The organism is Nocardiopsis potens DSM 45234, from assembly GCF_000341105.1.
GTDB classification, from domain to species: Bacteria; Actinomycetota; Actinomycetes; order Streptosporangiales; family Streptosporangiaceae; genus Nocardiopsis_A; species Nocardiopsis_A potens.
In genome coordinates, this window is the sequence record NZ_ANBB01000007.1 from 1 (window position 1) to 23,788 (window position 23,788).

The 23,788-nt window shown below is 76.9% G+C and carries 23 protein-coding genes and 2 pseudogenes; 15 read left to right on the plus strand and 10 right to left on the minus strand.

Annotated elements, in window-relative coordinates; all coding sequences use genetic code 11:
- Both D459_RS30510 and D459_RS0102785 read right to left on the minus strand, forming a co-directional pair.
- Window positions 1-732, minus strand: a 732-nt coding sequence (locus D459_RS30510) for an acyltransferase family protein (RefSeq protein WP_017591468.1), incomplete at its 3' end; no start/stop codon positions are given.
- Window positions 733-1,009: 277 nt separating this feature from the next.
- Window positions 1,010-1,576, minus strand: coding sequence for a PadR family transcriptional regulator (locus tag D459_RS0102785; RefSeq protein ID WP_051065304.1), 567 nt, complete (start codon window positions 1,574-1,576; stop codon window positions 1,010-1,012).
- Window positions 1,577-1,672: 96 nt separating this feature from the next.
- Here D459_RS0102785 and D459_RS36665 point away from each other — a divergent pair, with 96 nt between their 5' ends.
- The gene (locus tag D459_RS36665; protein WP_026120000.1) at window positions 1,673-2,806 is read left to right on the plus strand and encodes a serine hydrolase domain-containing protein; all 1,134 of its coding nucleotides are present in this window, start codon (window positions 1,673-1,675) and stop codon (window positions 2,804-2,806) included.
- A 19-nt stretch (window positions 2,807-2,825) separates the two neighbouring features.
- Here the strand turns inward: D459_RS36665 and D459_RS37610 are convergent.
- A pseudogene (locus D459_RS37610) lies at window positions 2,826-3,709 on the minus strand (serine/threonine-protein kinase); the annotation flags it as partial.
- Between the two features lie 239 nt (window positions 3,710-3,948).
- Entirely contained in the window at window positions 3,949-4,890 is a 942-nt protein-coding gene (gene sigJ / locus D459_RS0102800; protein WP_020380033.1) for an RNA polymerase sigma factor SigJ, read from the minus strand.
- Window positions 4,891-5,057: 167 nt separating this feature from the next.
- Here sigJ and D459_RS30520 point away from each other — a divergent pair, with 167 nt between their 5' ends.
- The 5 genes from D459_RS30520 (at window position 5,058) to D459_RS0102825 (ending at window position 8,871) form a co-directional block, all read left to right on the plus strand.
- Entirely contained in the window at window positions 5,058-5,477 is a 420-nt protein-coding gene (locus D459_RS30520) for a hypothetical protein (RefSeq protein WP_017591473.1), read from the plus strand.
- 88 nt (window positions 5,478-5,565) lie between these two features.
- Window positions 5,566-6,072, plus strand: a complete 507-nt coding sequence (locus tag D459_RS0102810) for a carboxymuconolactone decarboxylase family protein (RefSeq protein WP_017591474.1) — start codon at window positions 5,566-5,568, stop codon at window positions 6,070-6,072.
- Window positions 6,073-6,143: 71 nt separating this feature from the next.
- A complete protein-coding gene (locus tag D459_RS0102815) occupies window positions 6,144-7,121 on the plus strand; it encodes a hypothetical protein (protein WP_152522881.1) in 978 nt (325 codons plus the stop codon).
- 35 nt (window positions 7,122-7,156) lie between these two features.
- Window positions 7,157-8,044 (plus strand): DUF2268 domain-containing protein, encoded by an 888-nt coding sequence (locus D459_RS0102820; RefSeq protein WP_017591476.1) that lies wholly within the window; start codon window positions 7,157-7,159, stop codon window positions 8,042-8,044.
- 65 nt (window positions 8,045-8,109) lie between these two features.
- Window positions 8,110-8,871 (plus strand): MerR family transcriptional regulator, encoded by a 762-nt coding sequence (locus tag D459_RS0102825; protein WP_017591477.1) that lies wholly within the window; start codon window positions 8,110-8,112, stop codon window positions 8,869-8,871.
- 163 nt (window positions 8,872-9,034) lie between these two features.
- On the opposite strand, the gene D459_RS0102830 is transcribed toward D459_RS0102825, so the two are convergent.
- Window positions 9,035-10,129, minus strand: a complete 1,095-nt coding sequence (locus D459_RS0102830; protein WP_017591478.1) for an alkene reductase — start codon at window positions 10,127-10,129, stop codon at window positions 9,035-9,037.
- A gap of 79 nt (window positions 10,130-10,208) precedes the next feature.
- Between D459_RS0102830 and D459_RS0102835 the strand changes: the two genes are divergently transcribed.
- Both D459_RS0102835 and D459_RS0102840 read left to right on the plus strand, forming a co-directional pair.
- A complete protein-coding gene (locus D459_RS0102835; protein ID WP_026120001.1) occupies window positions 10,209-10,574 on the plus strand; it encodes a MerR family transcriptional regulator in 366 nt (121 codons plus the stop codon).
- A gap of 249 nt (window positions 10,575-10,823) precedes the next feature.
- Window positions 10,824-11,579 (plus strand): methyltransferase domain-containing protein, encoded by a 756-nt coding sequence (locus D459_RS0102840; protein ID WP_017591480.1) that lies wholly within the window; start codon window positions 10,824-10,826, stop codon window positions 11,577-11,579.
- Window positions 11,580-11,669: 90 nt separating this feature from the next.
- On the opposite strand, the gene D459_RS0102845 is transcribed toward D459_RS0102840, so the two are convergent.
- A complete protein-coding gene (locus D459_RS0102845; protein ID WP_017591481.1) occupies window positions 11,670-12,080 on the minus strand; it encodes a RidA family protein in 411 nt (136 codons plus the stop codon).
- A gap of 81 nt (window positions 12,081-12,161) precedes the next feature.
- Here D459_RS0102845 and D459_RS0102850 point away from each other — a divergent pair, with 81 nt between their 5' ends.
- Both D459_RS0102850 and D459_RS30525 read left to right on the plus strand, forming a co-directional pair.
- Window positions 12,162-12,542 (plus strand): winged helix-turn-helix transcriptional regulator, encoded by a 381-nt coding sequence (locus tag D459_RS0102850; RefSeq protein WP_026120002.1) that lies wholly within the window; start codon window positions 12,162-12,164, stop codon window positions 12,540-12,542.
- A gap of 79 nt (window positions 12,543-12,621) precedes the next feature.
- The gene (locus tag D459_RS30525) at window positions 12,622-13,884 is read left to right on the plus strand and encodes an MFS transporter (RefSeq protein ID WP_017591483.1); all 1,263 of its coding nucleotides are present in this window, start codon (window positions 12,622-12,624) and stop codon (window positions 13,882-13,884) included.
- Window positions 13,885-13,959: 75 nt separating this feature from the next.
- Here the strand turns inward: D459_RS30525 and D459_RS0102860 are convergent, their stop codons facing one another.
- Window positions 13,960-14,958: an ArsR/SmtB family transcription factor gene (locus D459_RS0102860; RefSeq protein WP_017591484.1), complete on the minus strand. Its 999-nt coding sequence runs from the start codon at window positions 14,956-14,958 to the stop codon at window positions 13,960-13,962.
- 247 nt (window positions 14,959-15,205) lie between these two features.
- Here D459_RS0102860 and D459_RS0102865 point away from each other — a divergent pair, with 247 nt between their 5' ends.
- Window positions 15,206-16,405 carry an MFS transporter gene (locus D459_RS0102865; protein ID WP_017591485.1) on the plus strand — a complete coding sequence of 400 codons (1,200 nt, stop codon included), beginning with the start codon at window positions 15,206-15,208 and terminating at the stop codon, window positions 16,403-16,405.
- Here the strand turns inward: D459_RS0102865 and D459_RS36670 are convergent.
- Window positions 16,399-16,599, minus strand: a complete 201-nt coding sequence (locus D459_RS36670; protein ID WP_017591486.1) for a hypothetical protein — start codon at window positions 16,597-16,599, stop codon at window positions 16,399-16,401. The genes D459_RS0102865 and D459_RS36670 overlap by 7 nt on opposite strands.
- Window positions 16,600-16,955: 356 nt before the next feature.
- Window positions 16,956-18,347: a condensation domain-containing protein gene (locus tag D459_RS0102875; protein WP_017591487.1), complete on the minus strand. Its 1,392-nt coding sequence runs from the start codon at window positions 18,345-18,347 to the stop codon at window positions 16,956-16,958.
- Between the two features lie 384 nt (window positions 18,348-18,731).
- On the opposite strand from D459_RS0102875, the gene D459_RS33440 reads away from it, so the two are divergent.
- The 4 genes from D459_RS33440 to ddaH all read left to right on the plus strand — a co-directional run bounded on the left by D459_RS33440 (window position 18,732) and on the right by ddaH (window position 22,921).
- Entirely contained in the window at window positions 18,732-19,523 is a 792-nt protein-coding gene (locus tag D459_RS33440; RefSeq protein WP_152522882.1) for a hypothetical protein, read from the plus strand.
- 154 nt (window positions 19,524-19,677) lie between these two features.
- The gene (locus D459_RS0102885; protein ID WP_017591489.1) at window positions 19,678-20,079 is read left to right on the plus strand and encodes a hypothetical protein; all 402 of its coding nucleotides are present in this window, start codon (window positions 19,678-19,680) and stop codon (window positions 20,077-20,079) included.
- Window positions 20,080-20,169: 90 nt separating this feature from the next.
- Entirely contained in the window at window positions 20,170-22,071 is a 1,902-nt protein-coding gene (locus D459_RS0102890) for a S9 family peptidase (RefSeq protein WP_017591490.1), read from the plus strand.
- Window positions 22,072-22,111: 40 nt separating this feature from the next.
- A complete protein-coding gene (gene ddaH, locus D459_RS0102895) occupies window positions 22,112-22,921 on the plus strand; it encodes a dimethylargininase (protein WP_017591491.1) in 810 nt (269 codons plus the stop codon).
- 393 nt (window positions 22,922-23,314) lie between these two features.
- Here the strand turns inward: ddaH and D459_RS0102900 are convergent.
- Window positions 23,315-23,788: pseudogene (locus tag D459_RS0102900) on the minus strand (alpha/beta hydrolase); the annotation flags it as partial.

Consider the following 23,788-nt stretch of genomic DNA (forward strand, 5'->3'; position numbering starts at 1 on the left):
GGCCCGCGGCGCGCGCTCCGCCGCGCGCCCCAGCAGGCCGTGGACGCGGGGGGTGGCCGCCAGCGCGCCCAGCAGCAGGGAGAAGGCCCGGGTGTCGGTCCCGGTGTAGACCCGGGTCGGGTCGGCCGGGTCGACGAGGACGGCCATCCACACCAGGGAGGCCAGGGAGACCAGTGCGGCGAGCAGCGCGACGCGGTCGCCGGCCCGTCTCCCGCCCAGGGCGGCCAGGGCCATCAGCAGCGGCCAGACCAGGTAGAACTGCTCTTCGACCGCGATGCTCCACAGGTGCTCGAACACCCGCTCGGAGCCGAACCGGTCCCAGTAGCCGGCCGATTCGGCGAGCAGGTGCCAGTTGACCAGGTTCAGCTGGACCCATGGGCCGTCCGCGAGGGCGGTGCGCAGCAGCCGGGGCGGGCCCGCGGCCCAGACCGCGAGGGTGGTGCAGGCGAGCACGGTCGCCAGCGCGGGCAGCAGCCGCCGCAGGCGGCGGCCCCAGAAGGAGATCAGGGACACCCGGCCGGTCGCCTCGGCCTCCCGCAGCAGCAGGCCGGTGATGAGGTAGCCGGACAGGGCGAAGAAGAGGTCGACCCCGAGGAACCCCCCGTCCAGGTTGCCGGTGTGGAAGAGCAGGACGCCGATGATGGCTGCGCCGCGCAGCCCGTCCAGGGCGGGCAGGTGGCGCCGGCGGGGCAGGGGCGGGCGGGGGGTTGCGGTCGAGGGGTCCGGTGTCATGGGCCGATCGTCGCGGCCCCGTGTCGGTGGCGGGTCCGCGTCGTGTCCCGTTCCGGTCGCAGTGGTGCGGCGGGGGCGGGAACCGGGCGGCCCCGGGCGTCGGGGATGCGCCGTTCCCGGCCGGCGGAGGCAGGGTGATCGGGCGGGCGGGAACGGCGGTGCGCGCCTGCGTGCTCGCCGAAGGCTCGGCGCGCGAACGGGCCGACCGGGTTGCGCCGTGCCCGCGGCGCGGGCGGGCGCGTCAGCGGCGGGGCGAGTCGGAATCGGGGGCCGCCGGTCAGGGCGCCGCGGGGTCCTTTGGGCGGTCGTGCGGCGGCGGTGCGGTCCGGTCGGCGTGGTCGCGGAACCAGTCGAGCATGAAGCGGTGCGCGGCGATGCCGTAGTCGAGGGCGGCGCGCTGGTGGGCGGCGAGGTCGCGGTGCCCCTCGGGGACGTCCAGGGTGTCCAGGTGCTCGTCGAGGGAGGTGAGCACGGCGAGGTCGGCCTCGATGCGCGCGGTGACGCGGTGCAGCACCGCCGGGCGCTCGGCCGGCTCCAGCAGACCGAGGAAGTAGAGCCGGGACAGCGCCGCGGTCTCCAGGTCGGGGCCGGCCGGCTCCGCCGCCATCCAGGTGCGGAACTCCTCGCGGCCGGCGTCGGTGGGGCGGTACACCTTCCGCCCCCGGCCCCCGGACTCGGCGCTGGCGACCTCGATGAGCCCCCGGGCGAGCAGGGAGTCCAGCGCGCGCTTGATGCTGCCGGAGCTGGCGCTGTAGAAGAGCGCGACGCCGGACTCGAAGCCCTTGATGAGGGCGTAGAAGGTCTGCGGGGCGATCAGGAGCAGGCCGAGGATCACGTGTGCCATCGGGCCGAGTGTAGCCCCGTTGCCTCTCAAGGACATGTCTAGTAGACATATTGAGAGCCGGCCGGTGCCGGGAGAACCGAGACGAGGAGCGCCCGCATGGCACCCCCTCCCGCCGTGACCCGCGCCCCGGACAACCGCGTCCCCGCCGAACTGGACGCCCGGCTGGCGGGGCTGCTGGAAGGCCTCGCCGCCCGGCGGGGCCTCCACCACGCCGACATCGCGCTGGCCGGCGGCGACGGGGAGCGGCGCTGGTCCGCCGCGGCCGGCCCGGCCGACCGGCCGCCGGCCCCCGGCGCCCCGTTCTTCACCGCCAGCATCACCAAGCGCTTCATCGCCGCGCTGGTGCTGCAGGCGCACGAACGCGGCGAACTCGACCTGGCCGCGCCGGTCACCGCCTTCCTGCCGGCCGCGGAGACCACCGGGCTGCACGTCCTGAAAGGGGTCGACCACACGCCCCGGATCACCGTGCGCCACCTCGCGAGCCACACCTCCGGCCTGCCCGACCACTTCGAGGACCGCCGCGGGGGCCCCAGCCTGCACGACCGGCTGGCCGCGGGCCGGGACGCGGCCTGGACCTTCGAGGACGTGCTGCGGACCACCCGCGAGCGGCAGCGCCCCCACTTCGAACCGCAGGACCTCGCCGCCGCCCGGCAGAAGGCCCGCTACTCCGACACCGGGTTCCAGCTGCTCATCCGCATCCTGGAGGCGGCCGCCGGGCGCTCCTTCCACGGCCTTCTGAACGAGCGGGTCCTGGGCCCGCTCGGCCTGGAGCGCACCTGGCTGCCTGGGCACCGCCCGGCGGACCCGGAGGCCGGGGAGCCCTCCCCGCTCCACGCGGGGCGGCGCCGCCTGGAGGTGCCCTCGATGATCGCCTCCTGCAACGACCTGTTCAGCACCACCGGGGACCTCCTCGCCTTCCAGCGGGCGCTGCTCGGCGGTGGGCTGTTCGCCGGCCCCCGGACGGCGGAGGCGCTCACCGAGCGGCGCAACCGGCTGCGCAACGTCCCCGTGCTCCGCTACGGGCTGGGCACCATGTTCTTCACGGTGGGCCGGCTCATGTCGGCGGGGCGCCGCCCGGTCACCCTCGTCGGCCATTCGGGGGCCACCGGGACCTGGCTGTTCTACTGTCCTGAGCTCGATCTGCACCTGGCCGGGACCGTGGACCAGGCCCGGGGGCAGGCGGTGCCGTTCCGGGTGATGGCCGCCTGCGTGGACGCCTGGCGGAGGTGAGGGCGGGCCGCCGCCGGGGCGCGCCGGCCGCAGCGGAGCGGTGCTCGCGGCGGCGCACCTCCTCGCCGACGGGGGCGGGCAGCCAGCCGTCGCCCGGGGCGGGGGCGTCGGCCAGGGCGGTGAGGATCGCGGCGGCGTCCGGGCGTTCGGCGGGGTCCTTGTCCAGGCAGCGGGAGAGCAGGTCGCGCAGGGGGCCTTCGGGGACGGCGGTGTAGTCGGGGTCGCCGGTGAGGATCCGGTGCAGGACGGCGGTGGGGTGCCCGGTTCCGAACGGGGGCGGCCGCCGGCGGCGAACAGCACCGTGCCGGCGAGGGAGAACACGTCGCAGGCGGGTGAGACGCGCTCGCCGGTGACCTGCTCGGGCGAGGCGTAGGAGGGGGTGCCGAGGGTCTGCCCGGTGCGGGTCAGCACGGTCCCCTCCACCGCGCGGGCGATGCCGAAGTCGATGACCTGGGGGCCGCGCGGCGACAGCAGCACGTTGCCGGGTTTGAGGTCGCGGTGGACCAGGCCCGCGCCGTGGACGGCGGCGAGCGCCCGGGCCAGGCCCGCGGCCAGGACGGGCAGGGAGTGCGCGGGCAGCGGGCCGTGGTCGCGCACGGCCTCTTTGAGGGTGGGGCCGGGGACGTATTCGGTGGCCATCCACGGCGCGTCGGCGGCGGTGTCGGCGTCGACCACCGCGGGGGTGAACGGGCCGCGCACCCGGCGGGCCGCGCGGACCTCGCGGTCGAACCGCGCCCGGAACTCGGGGTCGTGTGCGAGGTCGTCCTTGACGAGTTTGACCGCGGCCAGGTCGCCGGCGGGGGTGCGGGCCAGGTACACCCTGCCCATGCCGCCCGCGCCGAGGCGGGCCGGCAGGCGGTGCGGGCCGGCGGCCCGGGGGTCGTCCGGGGTGAGGGGGTGCACGGGGGCGGGGTCCTCACTCGGGGAGGGGCGGGCGCCGTGCCCGGGGGCAGGGTCACGTTAGCGCCTGGCGCGGCGGGTGCGCACGCCGGCCGGGGGGCGGGCCGGGGCGCCGCCTTGAGGGTGCGGCGGGGGCGGGGCCGCCGGTGGGCCGCCGCTTCGAGCAGGGGGTTCGGGTGCGCGGCCCGGGCGGGCGGGGGGCGGGCCGCGCCGGGCGGCGGCGCCCGGTGTTCACCCGGGTTTCACCCGCGGGGGGCGTCCGCCGTCCAGGCGCGGAGCTTGTCGGGGTTGCGCACCGCCCAGATGCGCTTGATCCGGTCGCCTTCGATGTCGAAGGCGGCCACCGTCACGACGGTGCCGCCCTCCAGGACCACCAGGCCGGGCCGGCCGTTGACGGTGCGCTCCAGGACGGCGGGGCGGGGCATCCGGTCGGCGAAGGCCAGGAGGTAGCGGGCGATGCGCTCGCCGCCCCGGACCGGGCGGCGCGCGGCCCCGGCGCGGCCGCCCCCGTCGGCGACGCCCGTGGCGTCGGGGGCGAGCAGACCGATGAGGGCGTCGACGTCGGCGGCCTCCCAGGCCTCCTTGAACTCCCGGACGATGCGGGCCTGGCGGGCCTCGGGCACCGGGGTGCGCGGGGCGGGGACGCGGCGGCGGGCCGAGGAGGCCAGCCGGCGGCAGGCCGCCGGGGAGCGGCCGACGATCCGGGCCACTTCGGCGAAGGGGTAGCGGAAGACGTCGTGCAGGACGAACGCGACGCGTTCGGCCGGGGTCATCGACTCCAGCATGACCAGGAAGGCCATGCCGACCGACTCGTCCAGGGCGACCTGCTCGGCGGGGTCGGCGGGTGGTGCGCCGGCGGTCCGGTCGGTGCCGCCGGGCAGCGGTTCGGGGACCCATTCGCCGACGTAGCGCTCCCGCCGGACCCGTGCGGAGCCGAGCAGGTCGAGGCAGATCCGGCCGGCGACCCGGGTCAGCCAGGCTCCGGGGGAGGCGATGTCACGCCGCTGCTCCCCGGGCATGGCGTACCAGCGGGTGTAGGCCTCCTGTACGGCGTCCTCGGCGTCGGCCAGGGAGCCGAGGAGCCGGTAGGCGAGGCCGATGAGCCGGCGCCGCTCGCCCATGACGGCGCTCGGGGCCGGTTCGGCCCGGTCCTCTTCCGTTTCCGCTTCCTGCCGTACGGCCATGGTGTCGCCGGCCCTTTCCGCTCGGTTCCGCTCTCGTCCTTCAAGACGCTGCGGCGCACCGGTTCGTGACACCGGCGCCGCACATTCGGGGCGGCTGCTTCGTCGGTGTGGGAGGGGCGGTCCGCGGTCTTCGGGGGCCGCCGGGTCAGAGAGAGAAAGGGCGTTCCGTGTCCGAATCGATGGCGGTCGGGCGGGGGAGCCTCGTGTTCCTGCGCGCCGCGGTCGCGCTGCAGACCGCGCTGGTCTTCCTCTCCCCGGTCACCGCCGGGGTGATGCTGTCCGCGCCCGAGTGGCACCTGCTGCACAGCGCGGCGTCCTACGGGCTGTTCGCCGCGGCCCTGGTGCACCTGGCCGCGGCGGTCCTGGTGTGGCGGCCGGGCGGCGGCCCGCCCGGGCCGGCGCTGTCCGCGCTCGTGTTCCTCGGGGGCGTACTGGCGCAGGTGGGGCTGGGGGTGGCGGGTGTGCCGGCCCTGCACGTCCCACTGGGGGTGCTGCTGTTCGCCGCCAGTGTCCTGCAGCTGTGCCGGGTGTGGGGGGTCCTCGGCCGGCCGCGCCTCACAATCGGGGCGGGTGCTTCGTCGGTGTAGGTAGAGGCCGCTCGGGGCGTTCGACCGTTCCGGCGGCCGGCCCGGCCGGGGCGAGGGCCCCGGCCCGTATCAGGAAGGAAGTCCGCACATGTCCGCACCCACCGCGCCCGAGCAGGGCGATGTCCGTTCGCGCATGACGAACCCGGCCCGGTTCTTCCCCGACCTGGCGTCCGTCGCCGGGACGGTGAACAAGGCCGTGCTGAACGGTTCGGTTCCGCACACCACCATCCACCTGATGCAGCTCCGCGCCGGGCAGATCGTCGGCAGCACCTACCACACCGTCCGCCAGGCCGACCTGCTGCGCAAGGCCGGGGAGCCGGAGGAGCGCATCACCGCGGTGGCGTCGTGGCAGGACGCCCCCTACTTCTCCGGCGCCGAGCGGGTGGCGCTGGAGCTGGTGGAGGCCGTGCTCACCGCCAACCCGCACGGGGAGCGCGTCCCCGACGAGCTGCACGCCCGGGCGTCGGCCCACTACGGCGACGAGGCGCTGTGGACGCTGGTGCTGGCGATGAGCCAGATCTTCTTCTTCATCCCGGTGGGCCTCATCGCCAAGCCGATCCCCGGGAGGCCGGTCGGGAAGAACTACAGCGAGTGACGCGGGTCCGGTGACCCCTTGCCGCCGCTCCCGTCCCGGGGGCGGGAGCGGCGGCCCCTAAGGTGCTGCGCATGCGAGCTGAGCGGGTGGGCGAGTGGGCGTGGGCGCCCGGGGGCGGGCCGAGGCGGATCGGCGCGGGGTGGTGGGGGCTCTCCCCCGGCGGGATCCTGACCGGGGTCGGCCTCTGCTGGGAGTCGGTGGTCGGGGAGTTCCGGCTTCCGTGGGAGGGGAGCTGGGACGTGCGCGGCGACCACCGGTGCGCGGTGGTCGCCGGCGCGGAGGGGATCGCGCTCGTGGACGCCCGGGGCGCCGTCGCGTGGCGGGCGGCGCACGCCGGCTGGGCGCCGCGCGGCGGGGCCGCCGCCGCGTCGGGGACGTGCCTGTTCGACGCCTCCGGCGACCTGGTCTGGGCGGTGGTGCCCGGGGAGCGGGCCGGGGGCGGCGATGAGCTGCGGGTGCTCGGCGCGGCGGACGGCAGGGTCCTGGGGCGGGCGGTGCTGGGCGTGGAGACCACGGGGTCCGCCGGGGCGGCCGTCCCCGGAGGCGGGGTGCTGCTGGACCTGGCGACGGTGCACGGCGGCCGGATCTGCCGGGCCCGCTGGGACGGGGAGCGGGTCGCCGCGGACGTGCGGGACTCCCCCGAGGAGGTCCTGGCCGATCTGCATCCCGCCGGCGACCGGTACCTGACCGCGCCGATGGAGGCCGACGCGCTCACCGTCCGGCGCCTTCCCGGCGGCGGGGCCGGGGCGGTCCGCCTCGGAGAGGAGGTGTTCCCCGGCGGGGCCGGGTTCGACCTGGACGCCGGGTTCCTCGACGCCGGCCGGGTCCTGGCCCGGGAGTTCGACGGCCCGGCGGTGCTGCTCACGGCCGGCGGCCTGGACCCGGTCGGCGAGGTCGCCTACCCCGCCGGGGCGGTCACCGGGTCGCTCCGCCCGGACGGGCGCGGCCGGTGGAGCACCTGCGACGCCTTCACCGGGCTCTCCGCGCTGTGGCGCCTGCGGGACGCCGGCCGGGGGTGGGCGCCCGGGGCGGGGCCGCGCCGGTGTTGACCTTGACGCAGGGGAAGACTTTAGCGTCGGGGGACATGGCGATCACCGTTGTCGACACCTACACGACCATGAAGCGGATCCTGCAGGCCCCGGCCGCCGAGCGCGCCGGGCTGCTGCGGTCGATGCTGGAGCACATCAAGGACATGTACCGGTTCGCGCCCGGGGAGGTCGACCTGGTGGAGATGCACCGGATGTCGTTCGGCTTCCCCATCGACCGGGACGAGCGGCGCTGCCTGGACGCGCTGGAGGCGCTGGCCGGGGCCGACGCCTGGGGGCGGATGCAGCGCGCCATGGACGGGGCCCTCGCCGTGCAGCTGGCGGCGGTGCCGGGGCTGGAGGCCCCCGACATCACCGTGCTGCTCGTGCTCGGCGACCCCGGCGACGCGCACTTCACCGACACCGTCCTGGGCGTGTCCGGCAGCGGCGGGATCCCGGGCTGCATCCTGATCACGCTGTGGCCGTTCCCGGAGAACCTGGAGCGGCTGGAGGCCACCGCGGTGCACGAGCTCAACCACAACCTGCGCTACGCCCCGGGCGGGGTGGTGTGGGACCCGGCGACCGTCACCGTCGGCGAGCAGGTGGTCGGCGAAGGGCTGGGTGACGCGTTCGCCCGCCAGCTCTACGGCGACGACCTGGGCCGGACCCGGATCGGCGTCGCGCCCCTGGACGACGACGAGGTCTTCGCCAAGGTCGTCTCCGGGCTGGGGGTGACCGGCATGCACGAGTTCACCGCCTGGGTGCACGGCGACGCCTCCGCCGAGCGGTTCGGCGCCGAACCGGTGGGACTGCCCACCGGGGCCGGGTACGCCGCCGGGAACCGGCTGGTCGACGCCTACCTGGCGGCGACCGGGCAGAGCGCCGCGCAGGCCCTGCACGCCGACAGCGCGGAGGTCATCGCCACGGCGCTGCGCCGCCTGGGCTGACCGCCCGGGGCCCGCCGCGGGTCCATACTCGTCGGGGAGAGGACGCGACCCCCGGGGAGGCGGCGATGACGGAGTGGCTGATCCACGAGCTGGCGACCAGGGCGGGCACCACCAGCCGCGCCCTGCGCCACTACGACCGGATCGGGCTCCTGTCGCCTTCCCGGGTGGGTGAGAACGGGTACCGCTACTACGGGCCCGACGCCGCCTCCCGGCTCGACCGGATCCTGCGGCTGCGCCGGCTGGGCATGGGCCTGCCGGAGATCGCCGAGGCGCTGGCCGGGGAGGACGGCGGGCAGGACGGGCTGCGCGCGCACGTGGCCGCGCTGGAGGCCGAGCGGGACCGGGTCGAGCGGCGGCTCCGGGAGGCGCGGCTCACCCTGGAGGCCACCCGGGCCGGGGCCGACCCCGGCGCGAACGTGCTGCTGGAGGGGTTCAACGACCGCTACCGGGACGACGTGGTCGAGCGGTGGGGCGAGGAGGCGTTCCGGGCGAGCAACGAGTGGTGGCACGCCAAGACCCTGAAGGAGCAGGTCGCCTGGAAGGAGGAGGCCGAGGACCTGGTCGCGGCGTGGGTCGGGGCGTGGCGCTCGGGCGTCTCGCCGTCCTCCGGGGCCGCCCAGGAGCTGGCCGCCCGGCACGTCCGCTGGCTGGCGGGGATTCCCGGCACGCCGCAGGCCGAGGGCGACCGGGAGCGGTCGGTGGAGATGGTGCGGTGCCTGGGCGACAGCTACGTCGAGGACCCCCGCTTCGCGCTGATGTACCAGGGCCCCGAGGGGGCGGCGTTCGTCCGCGACGCGCTGCACGTCCACGCCCGGACCCGGATGTAGGCCTGCGCGGCGGCCCCGCGCGAACGCGCCGCCCCGGGCCCGCCGGGCTGCCGCTCCCGGTGGCGCGGCCCCTGGGGAGGGCGGCACCACCGGGGCGGCCGACCTCCGGGGCCCTGCGCGCGCCGCCACCGGGCGGCGGCCGGGCCGGGACCGCGCCGGCGGGTCAGTACCGGTAGGAGGTGTAGGTCAGGTAGCCCTTCTCGCCGCCGGTGTAGAAGGTGGCCTCGTCGTGGGGGTCCAGCGGCAGGTCGGCGCGGAGCCGCTCGACCAGGTCGGGGTTGGCCAGGAAGGCCCGGCCGAAGCTGATCAGGTCGGCGCCGAGGTCGAGCCAGTGGTCGGCGGCCTTGCGGTCGGCCGGGGCGGGGCCGCCGGGGACCGCCGGGTTGACGATGAGGGTGCCGGGCCAGGCGCGGCGCAGCCCGAGCAGGACCTCCTCCTCGGCGGTGGCCTCCAGGTGCACGTAGGCCAGGCCGAGCGGCGCGAGTTCGGCGAGCAGCGCGCCGTACAGCTCGGGGACGTCCTCGTCGATCGCGTCCCAGATGCCCGCGCCGGGGGAGAGGCGGATGCCGACCCGGGCGCCGCCGATCGCGTCGGCGGCCGCGGAGGCGGCCTCGACGGCGAAGCGGATCCGGCCCGCGACCGGGCCGCCGTAGGCGTCGGTGCGCCGGTTGGCGCTGCTGGAGAGGAACTGGCCGATCAGGTAGCCGTTGGCGCCGTGCAGTTCGACCCCGTCGAAGCCGGCCTCGACCGCGGCGGCCGCCGCGGTCCCGTACACCAGGGCCTCCTGGGCGGCTTCGGCGGTGGTCAGTGCGCGGGGCACGGGGGCCGGCCGGCGCCCGGCCGGGGTGAAGACCATGGCGTCGCGCGCGGCGACCGCGGAGGGGCCGACCGGCTGCAGCCCGGTGGTGTCGGGGTGGCCGATCCGGCCGCCGTGCATGATCTGGCCGAAGATCCGGCCGCCGTTGGCGTGCACGGCGCCGGTGACCTGCTTCCAGGACTCCACCTGGGCGGGGGTGTGCAGGCCGGGGGTGAGCGGGTTGGACTGGCCGAGCAGGCTGGGCTGGATCCCTTCGGAGACGATGAGCCCGGCGGTGGCGCGCTGGGCGTAGTAGGCCGCCATCTGCGCGGTGGCCAGGCCCTCCGGGGTGGATCGGGCGCGGGTCATCGGGGCCATCACCACCCGGTTGGGCAGGGTCCGGCCGGGGAGGGCGGTGTAGGGGTCGAAGAGGGAGGGCGCGGTCGTCGCGGTGTTCGTCATGGGGACGACGATAGGACCTACCATTGACGTCAGAGGCAAGTGTTCGGGGCGTCCGGCGGGCGTGAAAGGGGTCACCATGATGAGGATCGGCGAGCTGGCGGGGCGGACCGGCGCGAGCGTCCGCTCGCTGCGCTACTACGAGGAGCAGGGCCTGCTCGCCAGCGACCGCACCCCCAGCGGCCAGCGCGTCTACGGCGAGTACGCGGTGGAGCGGGTGCTGCTGCTGCGGAGCCTCTACGACGCCGGGCTGACCAGCAGCGCCATCGCCGAGGTGCTCCCCTGCGTCGATTCCCCCGGCTCCATGGAGACCGACGCCGCCTGGCGGCGGATGGCCGCGGAGCGGGAGAGGATCGACGCGCGCATCAAGGACCTCGTCCGCACCCGCGACGCCCTCGACGGGCTGATCGCCGTCAACCGGCGCCACCGGGAGTCGCTGGCGGGATAGCGGGAGGGCCCGCCGAGCACCCGGGCCGGGGCGGCGCCGGGCGGACCGCGCGGCCGGTGCCCCCGCGGGCACGGAAGGCGGCGCGATCCGGCCGCTCCGGTGTCTCCGCCGCGGATACCGGGTACGGCCCCTGTGTCCCCGCGGGCCGGTGCGGCGGAGCCGGCGGCCCCGACGGCGTCGACCCCTGGGAGGGCCAGTGCGGATCCGGACCGCGGCACCGGCGACCGCCGCCGGGCGGAGGTGAGCCGGTTGTTCGTCAGCGCGCGCTCCTTCGAGGAGTACCGGGCGATGTTCGCGCTCTCCGACCGGGACCTGTCGGTGCGCGTGCTGGACTGCCCCGGCGGGGCGGCGGGCTTCGTCGCCGCGGCGGGGGAGCGCGGGGTGGACGCCGTGGCGGTGGACCCCCAGTACGGCCCGGGCCGGGAGCGCCTGGGCGCGATGGCGCTCCGGGAGAACGAGCACAAGCACGCCCACCTGGTCGAGCACGCCCGGGACTACGTCTGGACCTGGTTCGAGGACCCCGGGCAGTACACGCGGCTGCGCTCGGAGTCGGCGCGCGCCTTCGCCCGGGACATCGCGGCGCGCCCGGAGCGCTACGTCGAGGGCTCGCTGCCGCACCTGCCGTTCCCGGACCGCTCCTTCGACCTGGTGCTCAGCTCCCACCTGCTGTTCTCCTACGGGGAGCGGCTGGACGAGGACTTCCACCGGAACGCCCTGCTGGAGCTGGTCCGGGTCTCCCGCGGGCAGGTGCGCCTGTACCCGCTCTTCCTGCACACCGGCTTCCGGCGGTACCCGGCACTGGAGGCGATGCGGGAGATGCTGGCCGGGTACGGGGTCTCCTCCCGGGTGGAGCGGGTGGACTACGCCTTCGCCCCGGGCGACGAGGAGATGCTGGTCCTGGAGTGCGCCGAGCGCCGCCCCCTGCCGGAGCGCGGCCCGGCCCCCGGGCCCGCCGGCCGGAACCACGACCCGGTGCGCTGGCGCCACCTGGACCCGGAGCCCTGATCGGCCGGGGCGGATCCCGGTGCGGAGCGGCCGGCGGCTCCGCGCCCGCCCGGGCGCGGAGCCGTTTCCGCCCTTCTTTTCGCCATTCCGTCAGTCGAGGACGGCGTACGCTTCGACCTCGACCAGGACGTCGGGCTCGAAAAGGTAGTCGACGCCGATGAGCGACAGCGGCGGGAACGGCCGCGGAATCGCGAGTTCGTCGGCGGCCTTTTCGATTCCCGCCATGAATTCGCCGGCCTTGTCCGGGGTCCAGTCCACGGCGAAGAAGCGCAGGCGCACCACGTCGGAGAAGTCCGCTCCGGCGCCGGCCAGTCCGCGCGCGGTGTTGCGCAGGGCCTGCACGACCTGCCCGGCGAGGTCGCCGGAGGCGACCGGCCCGGCGTCGCCGTCGCGCGCGATCTGCCCGGCCACGTGGACCTGCCGGGCGCCGGTGGCGACCGAGACGTGGTGGTAGGGGACGGGCTGGAACATGCCCTCGGGGGTGAGGAGTTCGACGCTCATGGAAACGCCTTCCGGTTGCGGAACATCAGGTATCCCATGTCTACTCGGTAGCCAAAGGGAACTTCAACGAGACCAGGTATCATGACGGAAACCACCCCCGATCCGCCTTTCCGGACCCAGATATCGGCGGCGCAGCGCGAACTTCTCGACCAGCTGCTCGACAAATGGTCGCTCCACGTCCTCGACGCATTGTGCGCGCGGCCTTCGCGCTTCAACGAACTGCGCCGGGCGATTCCGGTGGTGACGCAGAAATCGCTGACCGCGGCGCTGCGCCGGCTGGAGCGCAACGGAATGGTCGAGCGCGCCGTCGTCGGCACGCGCCCGGTGGCGGTGGAGTACCGCATCACGCCGCTGGGCCGGACACTGCAGGAGCTGATCGACGCGCTCCTGGACTGGACCGGAGCGAACATGCCCGACGTGGAGCGCGCACGCGCGCGGTTCGACCGGGACGAGGGGGCCTGACCCGGGCGGGCCCCAGGGGGCGGGAGGCGGGGGAAAACCACTGGCCCCGCCGGCCCTCCGGCCTCGAGGATGGACGGGTATGCCAGACCGCCCAGGCGCCCCGGGGCCCGCCCGGGACTTCCGGCTCTTCCTCGGCTCGCACCTGTTCGGCGAGACCGGTGCGGCCGCGGTCCAGGTCGTGCTGCCGCTCGTCGCGGTGCTCGCCCTGGACGCCTCGGCCTGGGAGGTGGGCCTGCTCCAGGCCGCCGGCCACGCCGCCTACCTGGTGCTGGGGCTGCCCGCCGGGGCGTGGGTGGGGCGGATGCGCCCCCGCCGGGTGATGATCGGCGCCGACCTGGTGCGCTTCGCCGCGCTGGTGTCGCTCCCCCTGGCCTGGGCGGGCGGGCTGCTCTCGCTGCCGCTGCTCTGCCTGGCGGCGCTGCTGCTGGGCGCGGCCCAGCTGTTCGGCGACATCGCAGACCACACCTACCTGCCGCGGCTGAGGAGCGGCGCCGGGCTGATCTCGGGCAACAGCGGCCTGCAGGCGGTCCGCTCCGGCGCGGAGCTGGGCGGCCCGGGGCTGGGCGGGCTGTTCGTGCAGTGGCTGGGCGGCCAGGGGGCGCTGGCGGCCGGCGCCGCCGCGCCCGCGGTCTCGGCCCTCCTGCTGTGCCGGATCGCCGTGCCCGACGTGCGGCCCGAACCGCCGGAGGGCGGGCTGGCCGCCCAGGTCCGGCAGGGGGTCGGGTTCGTGCTGCGGCACCGGGTGCTCCGGGTGCTCGCGCTCTCGGCGAGCCTGAACAACCTGGTCTTCTCCGCGTTCTTCGCGCTCGAAGTGGTCTTCTTGACCAGGGTGGTGGGGGTCTCCGCGGGGGCGGTGGGGGTGCTGACGGCCTCGGGTGCGGCCGGCGCGCTGCTGGGGGCCTGGGCCGCGCCGGGGCTCGGCCGGGCCCTGGGGGCCGCGCGCACCGCGGTGCTGGCGGTCCCCGCGGCGGCGCCGTTCATGTTCCTGTTCCCGCTGGCCGACGCCGGGTGGCGGACGGCGCTGTTCGCGGCGGCCAACGTCGCGGTCGGCGCGGGGGTGACGGTCTTCAACGTCATGCAGGTCGGCTACCGCCAGCAGGTGTGCCCGGGGGGCCTGCTCAGCCGGGTGTCGGCGCTGTTCCGGTTCGCGGTGTGGGGGGTGGCGCCGGTGGGCGCCCTGGCCGGCGGCGCGCTCGCCGAGGCGGTCGGGGTCCGCCCGGCCCTGTGGGCGCTGGCGGCGGCCCTGGCCGCGGTCGCCCCGCTGCCGGCGCTGTCCCCGCTGCGGCGGATGCGCGACTTCGACGGCGGCCCCGGGGACGGGGAGGACGGTCGCGGCGGGTGAGGCCCCTCAGGGGGCGCGCGCCTCCGCTCCTCTCGAACCGCCCGGCCGGCCCGCGGAGACGGCGTTTCGGGCGGGTCAGGTGCGGGGGGCGGGCGGGCCCGCGGTGCGGGTCAGCTCCTCGCCGAGCGGGCTGCGGCGGTAGAGCACGTGCCGGCCGTCGCGGGCCCGGGCGACCAGGCCGGCGGCGTGCAGGACGCGCAGGTGCTGGGAGACCGCGCTGGGGGTCACCCGCAGGCGGCGGGCCAGCTCGACGGTGGGCAGCGGTTCGCCGAGCAGCGTGAGCAGCCTGGCCCGGGGGGCGCCCAGCAGCGGCACCAGGGCCGCGGCGGGGGCCGGCGGCGGGGTCCACAGCGTGGCCGTGCCGCGGGAGGGGTAGACCAGCGCGGGCGGTTCCTCCGGGAGCACCGGGGGCGCGGGCTTGTGCGCGAAGACCGACGGCATCAGCAGCAGCCCGCGGCCGGCCGCCGCGGTGGTGTACCCGCCGAACACGGCATCGATGCGCAGCACCCCGTCGTCCCAGTGCAGGTCGGGGTGGATGTCGGCGAAGAGCGCCCGGGCGCCGCCGACGGCCAGCCGCCGGGCGCGGTAGGTCATGTCGGCCTCCAGCACCAGGCGCATCTGCGGCCACATCGGTTCGATGGCGGCCGCCCAGTAGCGGCGGAGCAGGTCGCAGAGGTCGCCGCGGAGCCGGAGCAGGGCGGCGTCCCCGCCGGCGGCCGCGGTGCGCAGCGGCTCGGGCAGCGGGTCGGGGCGGTGTGCGGCGACCAGGTCGCGCAGGACCGTGTCGGCGGGGGTGCGGGCCACCTCGTCCAGCTCCTCCTCGAAGCCGGGGGCGAAGGAGCCCGGGCGCGGGGTGAGGAAGTCGGGGAGGGCGCGGTGCGCGGAGACCAGCGACAGCAGCAGGCCGGTGTCGATCCCGCCCAGGGCGGGCAGCGCGGTCCTGCGCCAGGGCAGCAGCAGCGCGGACAGGCCCGGTTCGCGCAGCACCCGCAGGCTGAGCAGGGTCTCGTTGATCGGGGAGAGGGCGAACCTGGTGTCGGCCAGGTCCTCCACCCCGAGCCGGAAGCGGATCATTGAGCCGTAGGCTACATCGATTGGGTCCGGGGCGCCGGTGGCGTGGACTCGGCCCATGACGCACATGGACCGCAGGGACGGGGCGCACAGGACGGGCGGACGGGCCCGGGGCCGGGAACCGGAAGGCGGCGGGGCCGGCCGGGCGGTGCCCCGCCCGGCGGGAGGCGCCGGTCCGGGGCGGCCGCCGGGAACGGCCCCGGACCAGGGGAGGCGCCGCGGCCCGGCCACCGCGGACGGGCCCGGCGGGATGAGCCGGCGGCTGGTGCTGCTGCTCGCCGCGACCTGCGCCGTCGTGGTGGGCAACGTCTACTTCCCGCAGGCGGTGGGGCCGCTGGTCGCCGCCGGCCTGGGGGTCTCCGCCGGGTCCGCGGCGCTGGTGGCCACCGCCGCCCAGGCGGGCTACGCGGCGGGCATCCTGCTGCTGGCGCCGCTGGCCGACCGGCTGCCCAACCGGCGGCTGATGGTGGTGCTGCTGGTGTGCACCGGGGTCGGCCTGTTCGCGGCGGGCTGCGCGCCGGCGCTGGGGCCGCTGCTCGTGGCCGGCGTGTTCGTCGGCGGCAGCACGGTGGCCGGGCAGGTCGCCGTGCCGATGGCGGTCGGGCTGGTGCCGGCCGAGCGGCGCGGGGCGATGACGGGCACCCTGCTGAGCGGTTCGATCGGGGGCATGCTGCTGGCCCGCGCGTTCGGCGGGATGCTGGGCGAGTGGCTGGGCTGGCGGGCCCCCTACCTGGTGGCCGCGGTGCTGTCCCTGCTGCTGGCGGTGGTGCTGGCCTGCGCGCTGCCCGAGGTCGTGCCGCGGCGGCGGGGCCGGTGGTCGGCGCCCCCGGTGGAGGCGCTGCGCCTGCTGCGCGCCGAGCCGGAGCTGCGCCGGTCCTGCTTCTACCAGGCGGCGGTGTTCGCCGGGTTCTCCGCGGTGTGGACCTGCCTGGCGCTGCTGCTGGCCGGCCCGGCCTACGGGCTGGGCGCCCGGGCGGTGGGGGTGCTGGCCCTGGTGGGCGGGGTGACGATGTTCTGCACCCCGGTGGCCGGGCGGCTGGTGGACCGGTACGGGGCCGATCCGGTGAACCTGGTCTGCATGGTCGGCGGCCTGGCCTCGGCCGGGGTGCTGGCCGCGGGGGCCGGCGGCGGCGCCTCGGGGATGGCGGCGCTGGTGGCGGGCACGCTGCTGCTGGACATCGCGATGCAGTCCGGCATGGTGGCCAACCAGGCGCGGGTGTTCGCGCTGCGCGCCGACGCCCGGGGCCGGCTGAACACCGCCTACATGGCCTGCGCCTTCCTCGGTGGCGGCGCGGGGTCGTGGACGGGCGCGGAGGTGTACGCCAGGGCGGGGTGGCCGGGGGTGTGCGCGCTGGCGGCGCTGCTGTGCGGGCTGGCCCTGGCCCGCCACCTGGTGGCGGTGCACGGGGCGCGGGCGCGGCGCGGAAGGGCCGCGCCGCCCGGTCAGTAGGCCTGGGCGGTGATCCCGGTGATCGCGGCGGCCAGGTCGCGGCGGAGCCCGCCGTGGGCGGGGCCGGCCCGGTGCCGGTCGGCGGAGCGCTCGGGGCCGTGCAGCCAGACCGGGCCGGTGTGCAGGCCGCCGGGCTCCCAGCGGTAGCGGGCGTGCACGTGGCCGTGCAGGTGCGGCAGGGCGTTGCCGAGCACCTCGTAGTTGATCCGGGAGAAGCCCTCGTCGCGGCGGCGGCAGACGGCCTCGACCGCCTCGCCGAGCAGGGACAGGTCGTAGAGGAACTCCGCCCGCCCGGCGCGGGGCAGGTCGTAGAGGAACTCCGCCCGCCCGGCGCGGGGCAGGTCGGTCAGGTGGTCGGCGCAGCCGTCGTGGAGGAGGACGCAGTACCCCGGCAGGAACTGGGTGTCGCCCAGGACCGCTCAGCCGGTGCGCATCCGCGCCAGCACCATGGGGTTCTCGCCGCGGCGTGCGGCGCCGACCCGGTCGCGCGTCCACTCCGCCCCGCCCCGGGGCCGGCGGCGGAAGCCTACCGGTCCCCGGGGAGCGGGGGTCAGAACTCGCCGCTGTCGGCCAGGCCGGCCAGCACCCCGGTCAGGGTGGCGGTGAGCGCGGCCTTGGTGCGGTGGGCCTGCGGGGTGTCGGCGTAGATCGAGTTGACGTGCATGCCGGTCTCGTTGCGGTGGAACCAGAAGCAGATGCCGTTGCTGTGCGAGGCCCAGATGTGCTTGCGGGCCTGCAGGGCGTGCTGCCGCTCGCCGCCGGGGGTGCGGCGGAAGTCCAGGTAGGAGAAGAAGTTCACCGCGTACGGCCAGGAGCGCAGGTCGGCGTATTCGGGGGCGAGCAGCTTCCAGGCCTTGACGAAGGGCACGTCCAGGTGCTTCCGCATGGTGTCGGCGGCGTCCCGGACCCCGGCCATCACCTGCGCGAAGTCGGCGCCGGCCGGGACCGGGAACTCGATCGGCATGGTGTTGACGAACCAGCCCATCGCCTCGGCGTAGTGGCCGCGGCCCCGGTCGCTGACCGGCATCAGGCCGCGGTAGACCTCGGGGCCGCCCTCGCGGCGCAGCGACTCGCCCACCGCGGCGAGCATCCCCATGAACACCTTGCCGTCGGCCTTGCGGCAGTGCGCCTCGAACGCCTCGGACTGCGCGTCGGTGAGGAGCGTGTCGGTGTCGTTGACGGTGCCGTACATCTGCCCCGGCGCCACGCCCAGGTCCAGCGGGAAGGGCGGGAAGAACCCGCCGTTGCTCCGCATGAACGCCTTCCAGTGGTCCAGCCGGGCGTCGTCGGCGCCGACCGAGGCGTGCCGGAGGCGCTGCCGGTGGCTGAAGTCGAGGTAGCTGCCGACCTCGGGCTGCTCGGGGGCCTCGCCCCGGACGGCGGCGGTGTAGGCGGTGGCGATGTCGTTGACCGCGATCGGGGTGGACAGCCCGTCGGAGACCAGGTGGTCGAAGCCGAGGAAGACGGTGGTGGACTCGGGGCGGACGACGGCGCCCATCACCAGCAGCGGCCAGGACAGGGTGTCGATGCGGTGGAAGCAGCCGTCGACGTGGCCGCGGACCCCTTCGCGGGTGGCGACCGGGCCGATGTCGACGGGGTCCAGAACGGCGTCCTCGGCGGCCATCGGCCGGCAGGTCAGGTCGCCGGCGAGGTGGCGGAACTCGCAGCGCAGCACCTCGTGGCGGCGGACGAAGTACAGCAGCGCGGCCTCCAGGGCCGCGCGGTCCAGCGGGCCGGGCAGCTCGAAGGTGCAGGCCACATAGGAGCCCAGCGGGTCGTCGTCGGCGCGGGCGTCCAGGGCCGCGCTGAAGTGCTTCTCCTGGTTGTAGGAGCTGCTCCTGTCGTCCTTCCCGGACGCGCCGGGGGAGCGCGAGGGGCGCAGCCTCCACTCGATGACGTGTCCGGGGGCGATGTCGAGCTCGGTGATCGGGGCCTGAAGCACCGGTGAAAGACCTTTCGGTTGTCGGCGGCCCTCCCGCGGCGCGTGCGGCCGGACGGGAGATCGGGCGAAGCGGGTGCGGGACCCGTGCGCCGCTGGATCCGGTGGGGCGTTTCGGTCCGTCCGAAGGGCGGGAACTCCGCACCGTTTCCATTCGGTCGCTCAAAGCTACCTGTCCGGCCCGGGGGCGGTCCGGCGGATTGGTGAAATTGGTCGGCCGTTGCCGCTTTGCGCGTTCGCCGACGCAGGATCGGCCCGCGCCGGCCCCTCGGAGCCGGACCGGGGCCGGGCCCGCGCACCGGGAGGACGCCGGCCGCGGCCGCCGCCGGCCCCGGTGGAGGCGGCGCGGGATTGACCGGGCGGGCCGGGCGGGCCAGTCTCGTCCGCATGAGCGCAGCGGAACCCGGGGAGGGCGGGCGCGTGCGGCCGCCCGACGACCCGTCGAAGTGGTCCTACTACGGTGCCGCGCACCGCTACGACGTGCACGGCGACGCCGGGGCGGAGCGGGCGTGCCGGGAGCGCATGGACCGACTGGTGCTGGGCGGCCGCGAGGAGGAGCTGCGGGCGCTGGCCTACGCGGGGGACCGGTGCGCGTTCATCGCGCTGGTGGAGCTGCTGGTCGACGCGGACCGGGCCGGGGACCTGCGGGAGATGGCCGAGGCCGGCGACGGCCGGGCGCGCGCCGCGCTGGTGGAGCTGCTGGCCGACCGGGGCCGGGAGGAGGAGCTGCGGTCCGATGCGGATCGGGGCGACGGGATGGCGCTGCACGCCCTGGCCGACCTGATGGTCGGCGGCGGCCGGACCGGCGAGGCGCTGGCGCTGCTGGACGGAGGCGTCCACCCCGGCCTGGAGCGGCGGGCCCGGGCGCTGCGCCTGCAGGTGCTGCTCGGCGCGGGCATGGAGGAGGAGGTGCGGCGGATGGCCGGCGCCGGCGACCGCGCCGCCGCCCGGGCCCTGGTGGACCGGATGGCCGAGCGCGGCGACACCGACGCTCTGGCCGAACGGGCCCGGGCCGGCGACGACCGGGCGCTGTGGCGGTGGGCGGAGCTGCTGGCCTCCTCCGGGCGGCCGGCCGAGGCCGAGGCGGTGCTGCGCCCCCGCGCCGAGCAGGGCCACCCGTACGCACTCGACCTGATCCGCCGGTTGCACGAGGGCCGCACGGACGACCTGCGGCGGTGACGCCCGCCCCGCCGGCCCGCGGCGCGTCCGCGGAGGGGGCGGGCGGCGGCCCGCCCCGGGCTCCCGGCGGCTTCGCGCCGGGCGGGCCTCGGCCCCGGCCGCCCCGGGGAAAGGAGGGGCGCGCCCGGCACCGGACCGGTTAGGCTCCGGGGCCATGCCGTTCGCATCCCTTCCGCCCGGATCGGCGCTCGCAGCGGCCCTCACCGAGGAGTGGGGCCTGGTCCCGCTGCGCTGGCCGGCGGGCTGGCGGATCCACCACAACCAGATCCTCGCCCGCCGCCTGCCCTCGGGCGCCTGCGAGGTCAACGACTCAGAGGACCTGCTGTGGGCCTCCCTGGTGCCGGTCATGAACCTTCCCGAGGGCCCCGAGTGGGAGCCCGTCACCGTGGACGCCGGCTGGTACCGCGACCGCTTCCGCATCGACGTGCTCCGGCCGGACTGGGACAACGTGGCGGCCTCGCACGAGACCGCGGACCCGGCCGGCTTCGTCGAGGTCCTCGATGATTGGCTCCGGCTGCTCGCCCAGGGCCGCTTCCCCGAACCGCCCGCCCCCTGACCCCCGGCGGAGCGCCGGGAGGGCCGCCCCGACCGGCCCCGGCGAGGCGCCTCCCCCTGCGCGTCCGCCCCGCCCCTCGGAAGGCCGCCCGTGCCCGCACCGCCCCTGACCGCCTCCGTCCTCGCGGACGGGAACATCCCCCTCGACCCGGTCCTCTCCCCTGACGGGCGGTGGGTGTGCTACGCGGTCGCCGGCCCCGGCGCCGCCTCGGACCGGCCGGTGAGCGCGCTCTGGACGGCCGACTCCGGTGCGGCCGCGGCGCCCCGGCCGCTCACCGGCGGGACCGCCCGGGACAGGCGGCCGCGCTGGGACCCGGGGGCGGGGCACCTGTACTTCCTCTCCGACCGGTCCGGGCCGGAGCGGGGCGCGTCCCGGCTGCACCGGATCGCCCTCGACGGGACCGGGCTCTCCGCCCTGACCGGCGAGGAGACCGAGGTGGTGGACCATCTGCCGCTGCCCGGCGGCGCGGCGGTCGCGGTGGTGGTCGGCGGCCCCGGCCCGCGCGGGGACGCCCCGCGGGTGTGGGGCGAGCCTGAGCCGCACGACCGGCTGGCGCTGCTCGACACCGGCACGGGCCGGCTGCGCCCGGTGGGCGGCCCGGGAGAGCCGCACGTGCTGGAGGCGGCCGCCCGCCCCGACGGCGCGGCCCTGGCCGTGATCGGCCGGCCCGGGGCCGAGCGTGACCCGGTCCGCCCCCGCTGGGACCTGCACCTGGTCGACCCGGCCACCGGGCGGGCCGAGTGCCTGGGCGGGCTCGGCTGGGAGGCGCACTCGCCCGCGTGGTGGCACGACGGCCGCCGCTGGCACCTGTCCTACCTGGCGACGACCCCGGGCCCCGACGGCGGCCAGGCCGTGTTCGACCTGGTCCCCGGGGCCGCGCCCCGGCGGCGCGCCGACCTCACCGAGGGGATGGACCGGTGCCCGGTCGAGCTGGTCCAGGCGGATGAAGGGCCGCCGCTGGCGCTGTTCGCCCGCGGCCTCGACACCGAGGTGCACCGCCTCGACCCGGGCACCGGCCGGTTCGCCCCGCTGCACCGCTTCCCCGGCCTGCTGGAGGAGCTGACCTGCGACCGGACCGGAAGCCGGGTGGCGGTGGCGGCCTCCACCGCCTCGACCCCGCGCGAGGTGCACGCCGGGCCGGCCGGGGCGCCGCCGGCCCGGCTCACCCGGCTCCGCCCCGAGCTGGACCGCTTCGCCCGGGCCGGGCGGGAGCGGCTGTCCTACCGGGCCCGCGACGGGCTCGCGCTCGACGGGCTGCTGCTCACCCCGGTGGGCGCCGCCCCGGACGAGGGCCCCTTCCCCCTGGTCACCTGGGTGCACGGGGGCCCTTACGGGCGGTATGCGGACCAGATGGCGCTGGACCACCACGCCCCCGCCGAGTGGCTGGCGCACGCCGGGTACGCGGTGTTCCTGCCCAACCCGCGCGGCGGCGAAGGGCGCGGGCGGGCTTTCGCCGAGGCGGTGGTGGGCGCGCTGGGCGGGGGAGAGTGGGACGACATCGAGGACGGCATCGACCTGCTGGTCCGGCGGGGCACCGCCGACCCCGGTCGGCTCGGGATCGGCGGGTGGAGCCACGGCGGGACCATGGCGGCCTGGGCGGTGGGGCGCACCGGCCGGTTCCGCGCGGCGGTGGTGGGCGCGGGCGTCAGCGACTGGGGAATGCTGGCGGCCACAGGGGAGTACGGGGCCTGCGAGGCGGGACTGAGCGGCAGCGTCGGCTGGGAGGGACCGGGGCCGCACCCGCACGACGCGGTCAGCCCCGTCTCCTACGCCTCGCGCATCCGCACCCCGGTGCTGATCCTGCACGGCGAGGAGGACCGCAACGTGCCCGTGGGACAGGCGGTCTACCTGCACCGGGCGCTGCGCCGGTTCGGGGTGGGGCACGCGTTCGTCCGCTACCCGGGCGAGGGGCACGCGGTGGTGGGGCGGGAGAACCGGATCGACGTCATGCGGCGCGTCCGCGCCTGGTTCGACCGGTGGCTCGCCCGGTGACGTCCCCGCGCAGGGTAGGCCCGGAGGGGATCGTTTCGCGGTGGACGCGGAGAAGGGAGCGGCCGTGGCGGAGGCGGAGCGCAGGGGCGTCGCACTGGTCCGGGCGCCCGGGCCGAGGGTGGCCGAAGGGCTGGTCACCCATATCGGGCGGGTGCCGGTGGACGCGGCGGAGGCGCGCAGGCAGCACGCCGGCTACCGGGAGGCGCTGGCCGGGGCCGGGTGGGAGGTCCGCGAGGCGGAGCCCGCCGACGAGTGCCCCGACGCGGTGTTCATCGAGGACGCGCTGGTGGTGGTCGGCGGCCTGGCGGTGGTGACCCGGCCGGGGGCGGTGCCGCGGCGCGCGGAGACCGCCGGCGCGGAGCGCGCCGCGGCAGGGCTGGGACTGGAGACGGCCCGGATCCCGCCGCCGGGCCGGCTGGACGGCGGGGACGTGCTCCAGGTGGGGCGGACGGTGTACGTCGGTGTGGGCGGGCGGACCGATCCCGAGGGGGTGCGCGCCCTGGCCGGGCTGGTCGAGCCGCTGGGCCGCCGGGTCGTCCCGGTCCGGTTGGGCGGGGTGCTGCATTTGAAGTCGGCGGTGACCGCGCTGCCCGACGGGACGCTGCTCGGTCTGCCGGGGACGTTCGACGCCGCGGCGATGCCGGCGTTCCGCCCGGTGGAGGAGGAGGCCGGCTGCCACGTCGTCCCGCTCGGCGGCGACGAGGTGCTGATCGGCTCGTCGGCCCCGCGCACCGCCGCCGCTCTGGCCGGCGAGGGGTGGCGGGTGCGCGCGGTGGACATCGCCGAGTTCGAAAAGCTCGAAGGGTGCGTCACCTGCCTGAGCGTGCTGGTCCCCGAGCGCACGGGCTGAACGGCGGGCCCGGTCGGTACACCGGCGGGGGCGCGCCGGCGGCGCGGCGCCGTTCCCGCAGGAAGCTCCTCACCGGCGGGGCCGGGGCCCACTGGCCCTCGGCCCCGCCGGGCGGGAGCGGTGGTGCGCCGGGGGGCGCCCTGCCCCGGCAGGGGAGCGGCTGTTCCCGCATCGGAGGGCCGGCTCGCGGCGGCGGCCTCGTTGAGGTTCTGCGGGCGGACCACGGTCGCCCGGGCCGGGTCGGCCTGGCTGAGGCCCTCGCCCTCGGCGAGCGAAGCGATCACGCCGAACCGGACCGAGGACGGCCCGGCAGAGAGGTGCCCGGCGAAGGGGCCGGGGCCCGCCCGTCGGTGGGCGGTGCCCCGGCCGGCGCCGGCTACCGACGGTCCGGCCTCACTTCAGGTGCCGGGCGAAGAACCTGGTCGCCTCCTCCCCCGCGAACGGGGGGACGCCGGTGTGTCCGCCCATGTTGGCGTGGAGCGTCTTCTCCTCGGAGCCGAAGGCGTCGAACAGGTCCAGGGAGGCCTGCCGGTCGTTCGATTCGTCGTCCCACTGGAGCAGGACGTGCAGCGGGACGGTGACCCGGCGGGCATCCTCGAACACCGCGCGGGGGATGAGGCTCCCGGCGTACAGGACGGCGGCCGCGATGCGCGGCTCGACCGCCGCCAGCCGGACGGCGATGGAGATCACTCCCCCCGAGAACCCGACCGGGCCGCCGATCCCGGGCAGTGCGAGGAGGGCGTCCAGGGCGGCCCGCCATTCCGGGACCGCCTTTTCGGCCAGCGGGAGGACGAGCCGGTCGATGGTCTCCTCGGCGACCGGCTCGCCGGCCGCCAGTGCCCGGTGCAGGTCGGCGCGGGGCCGCCC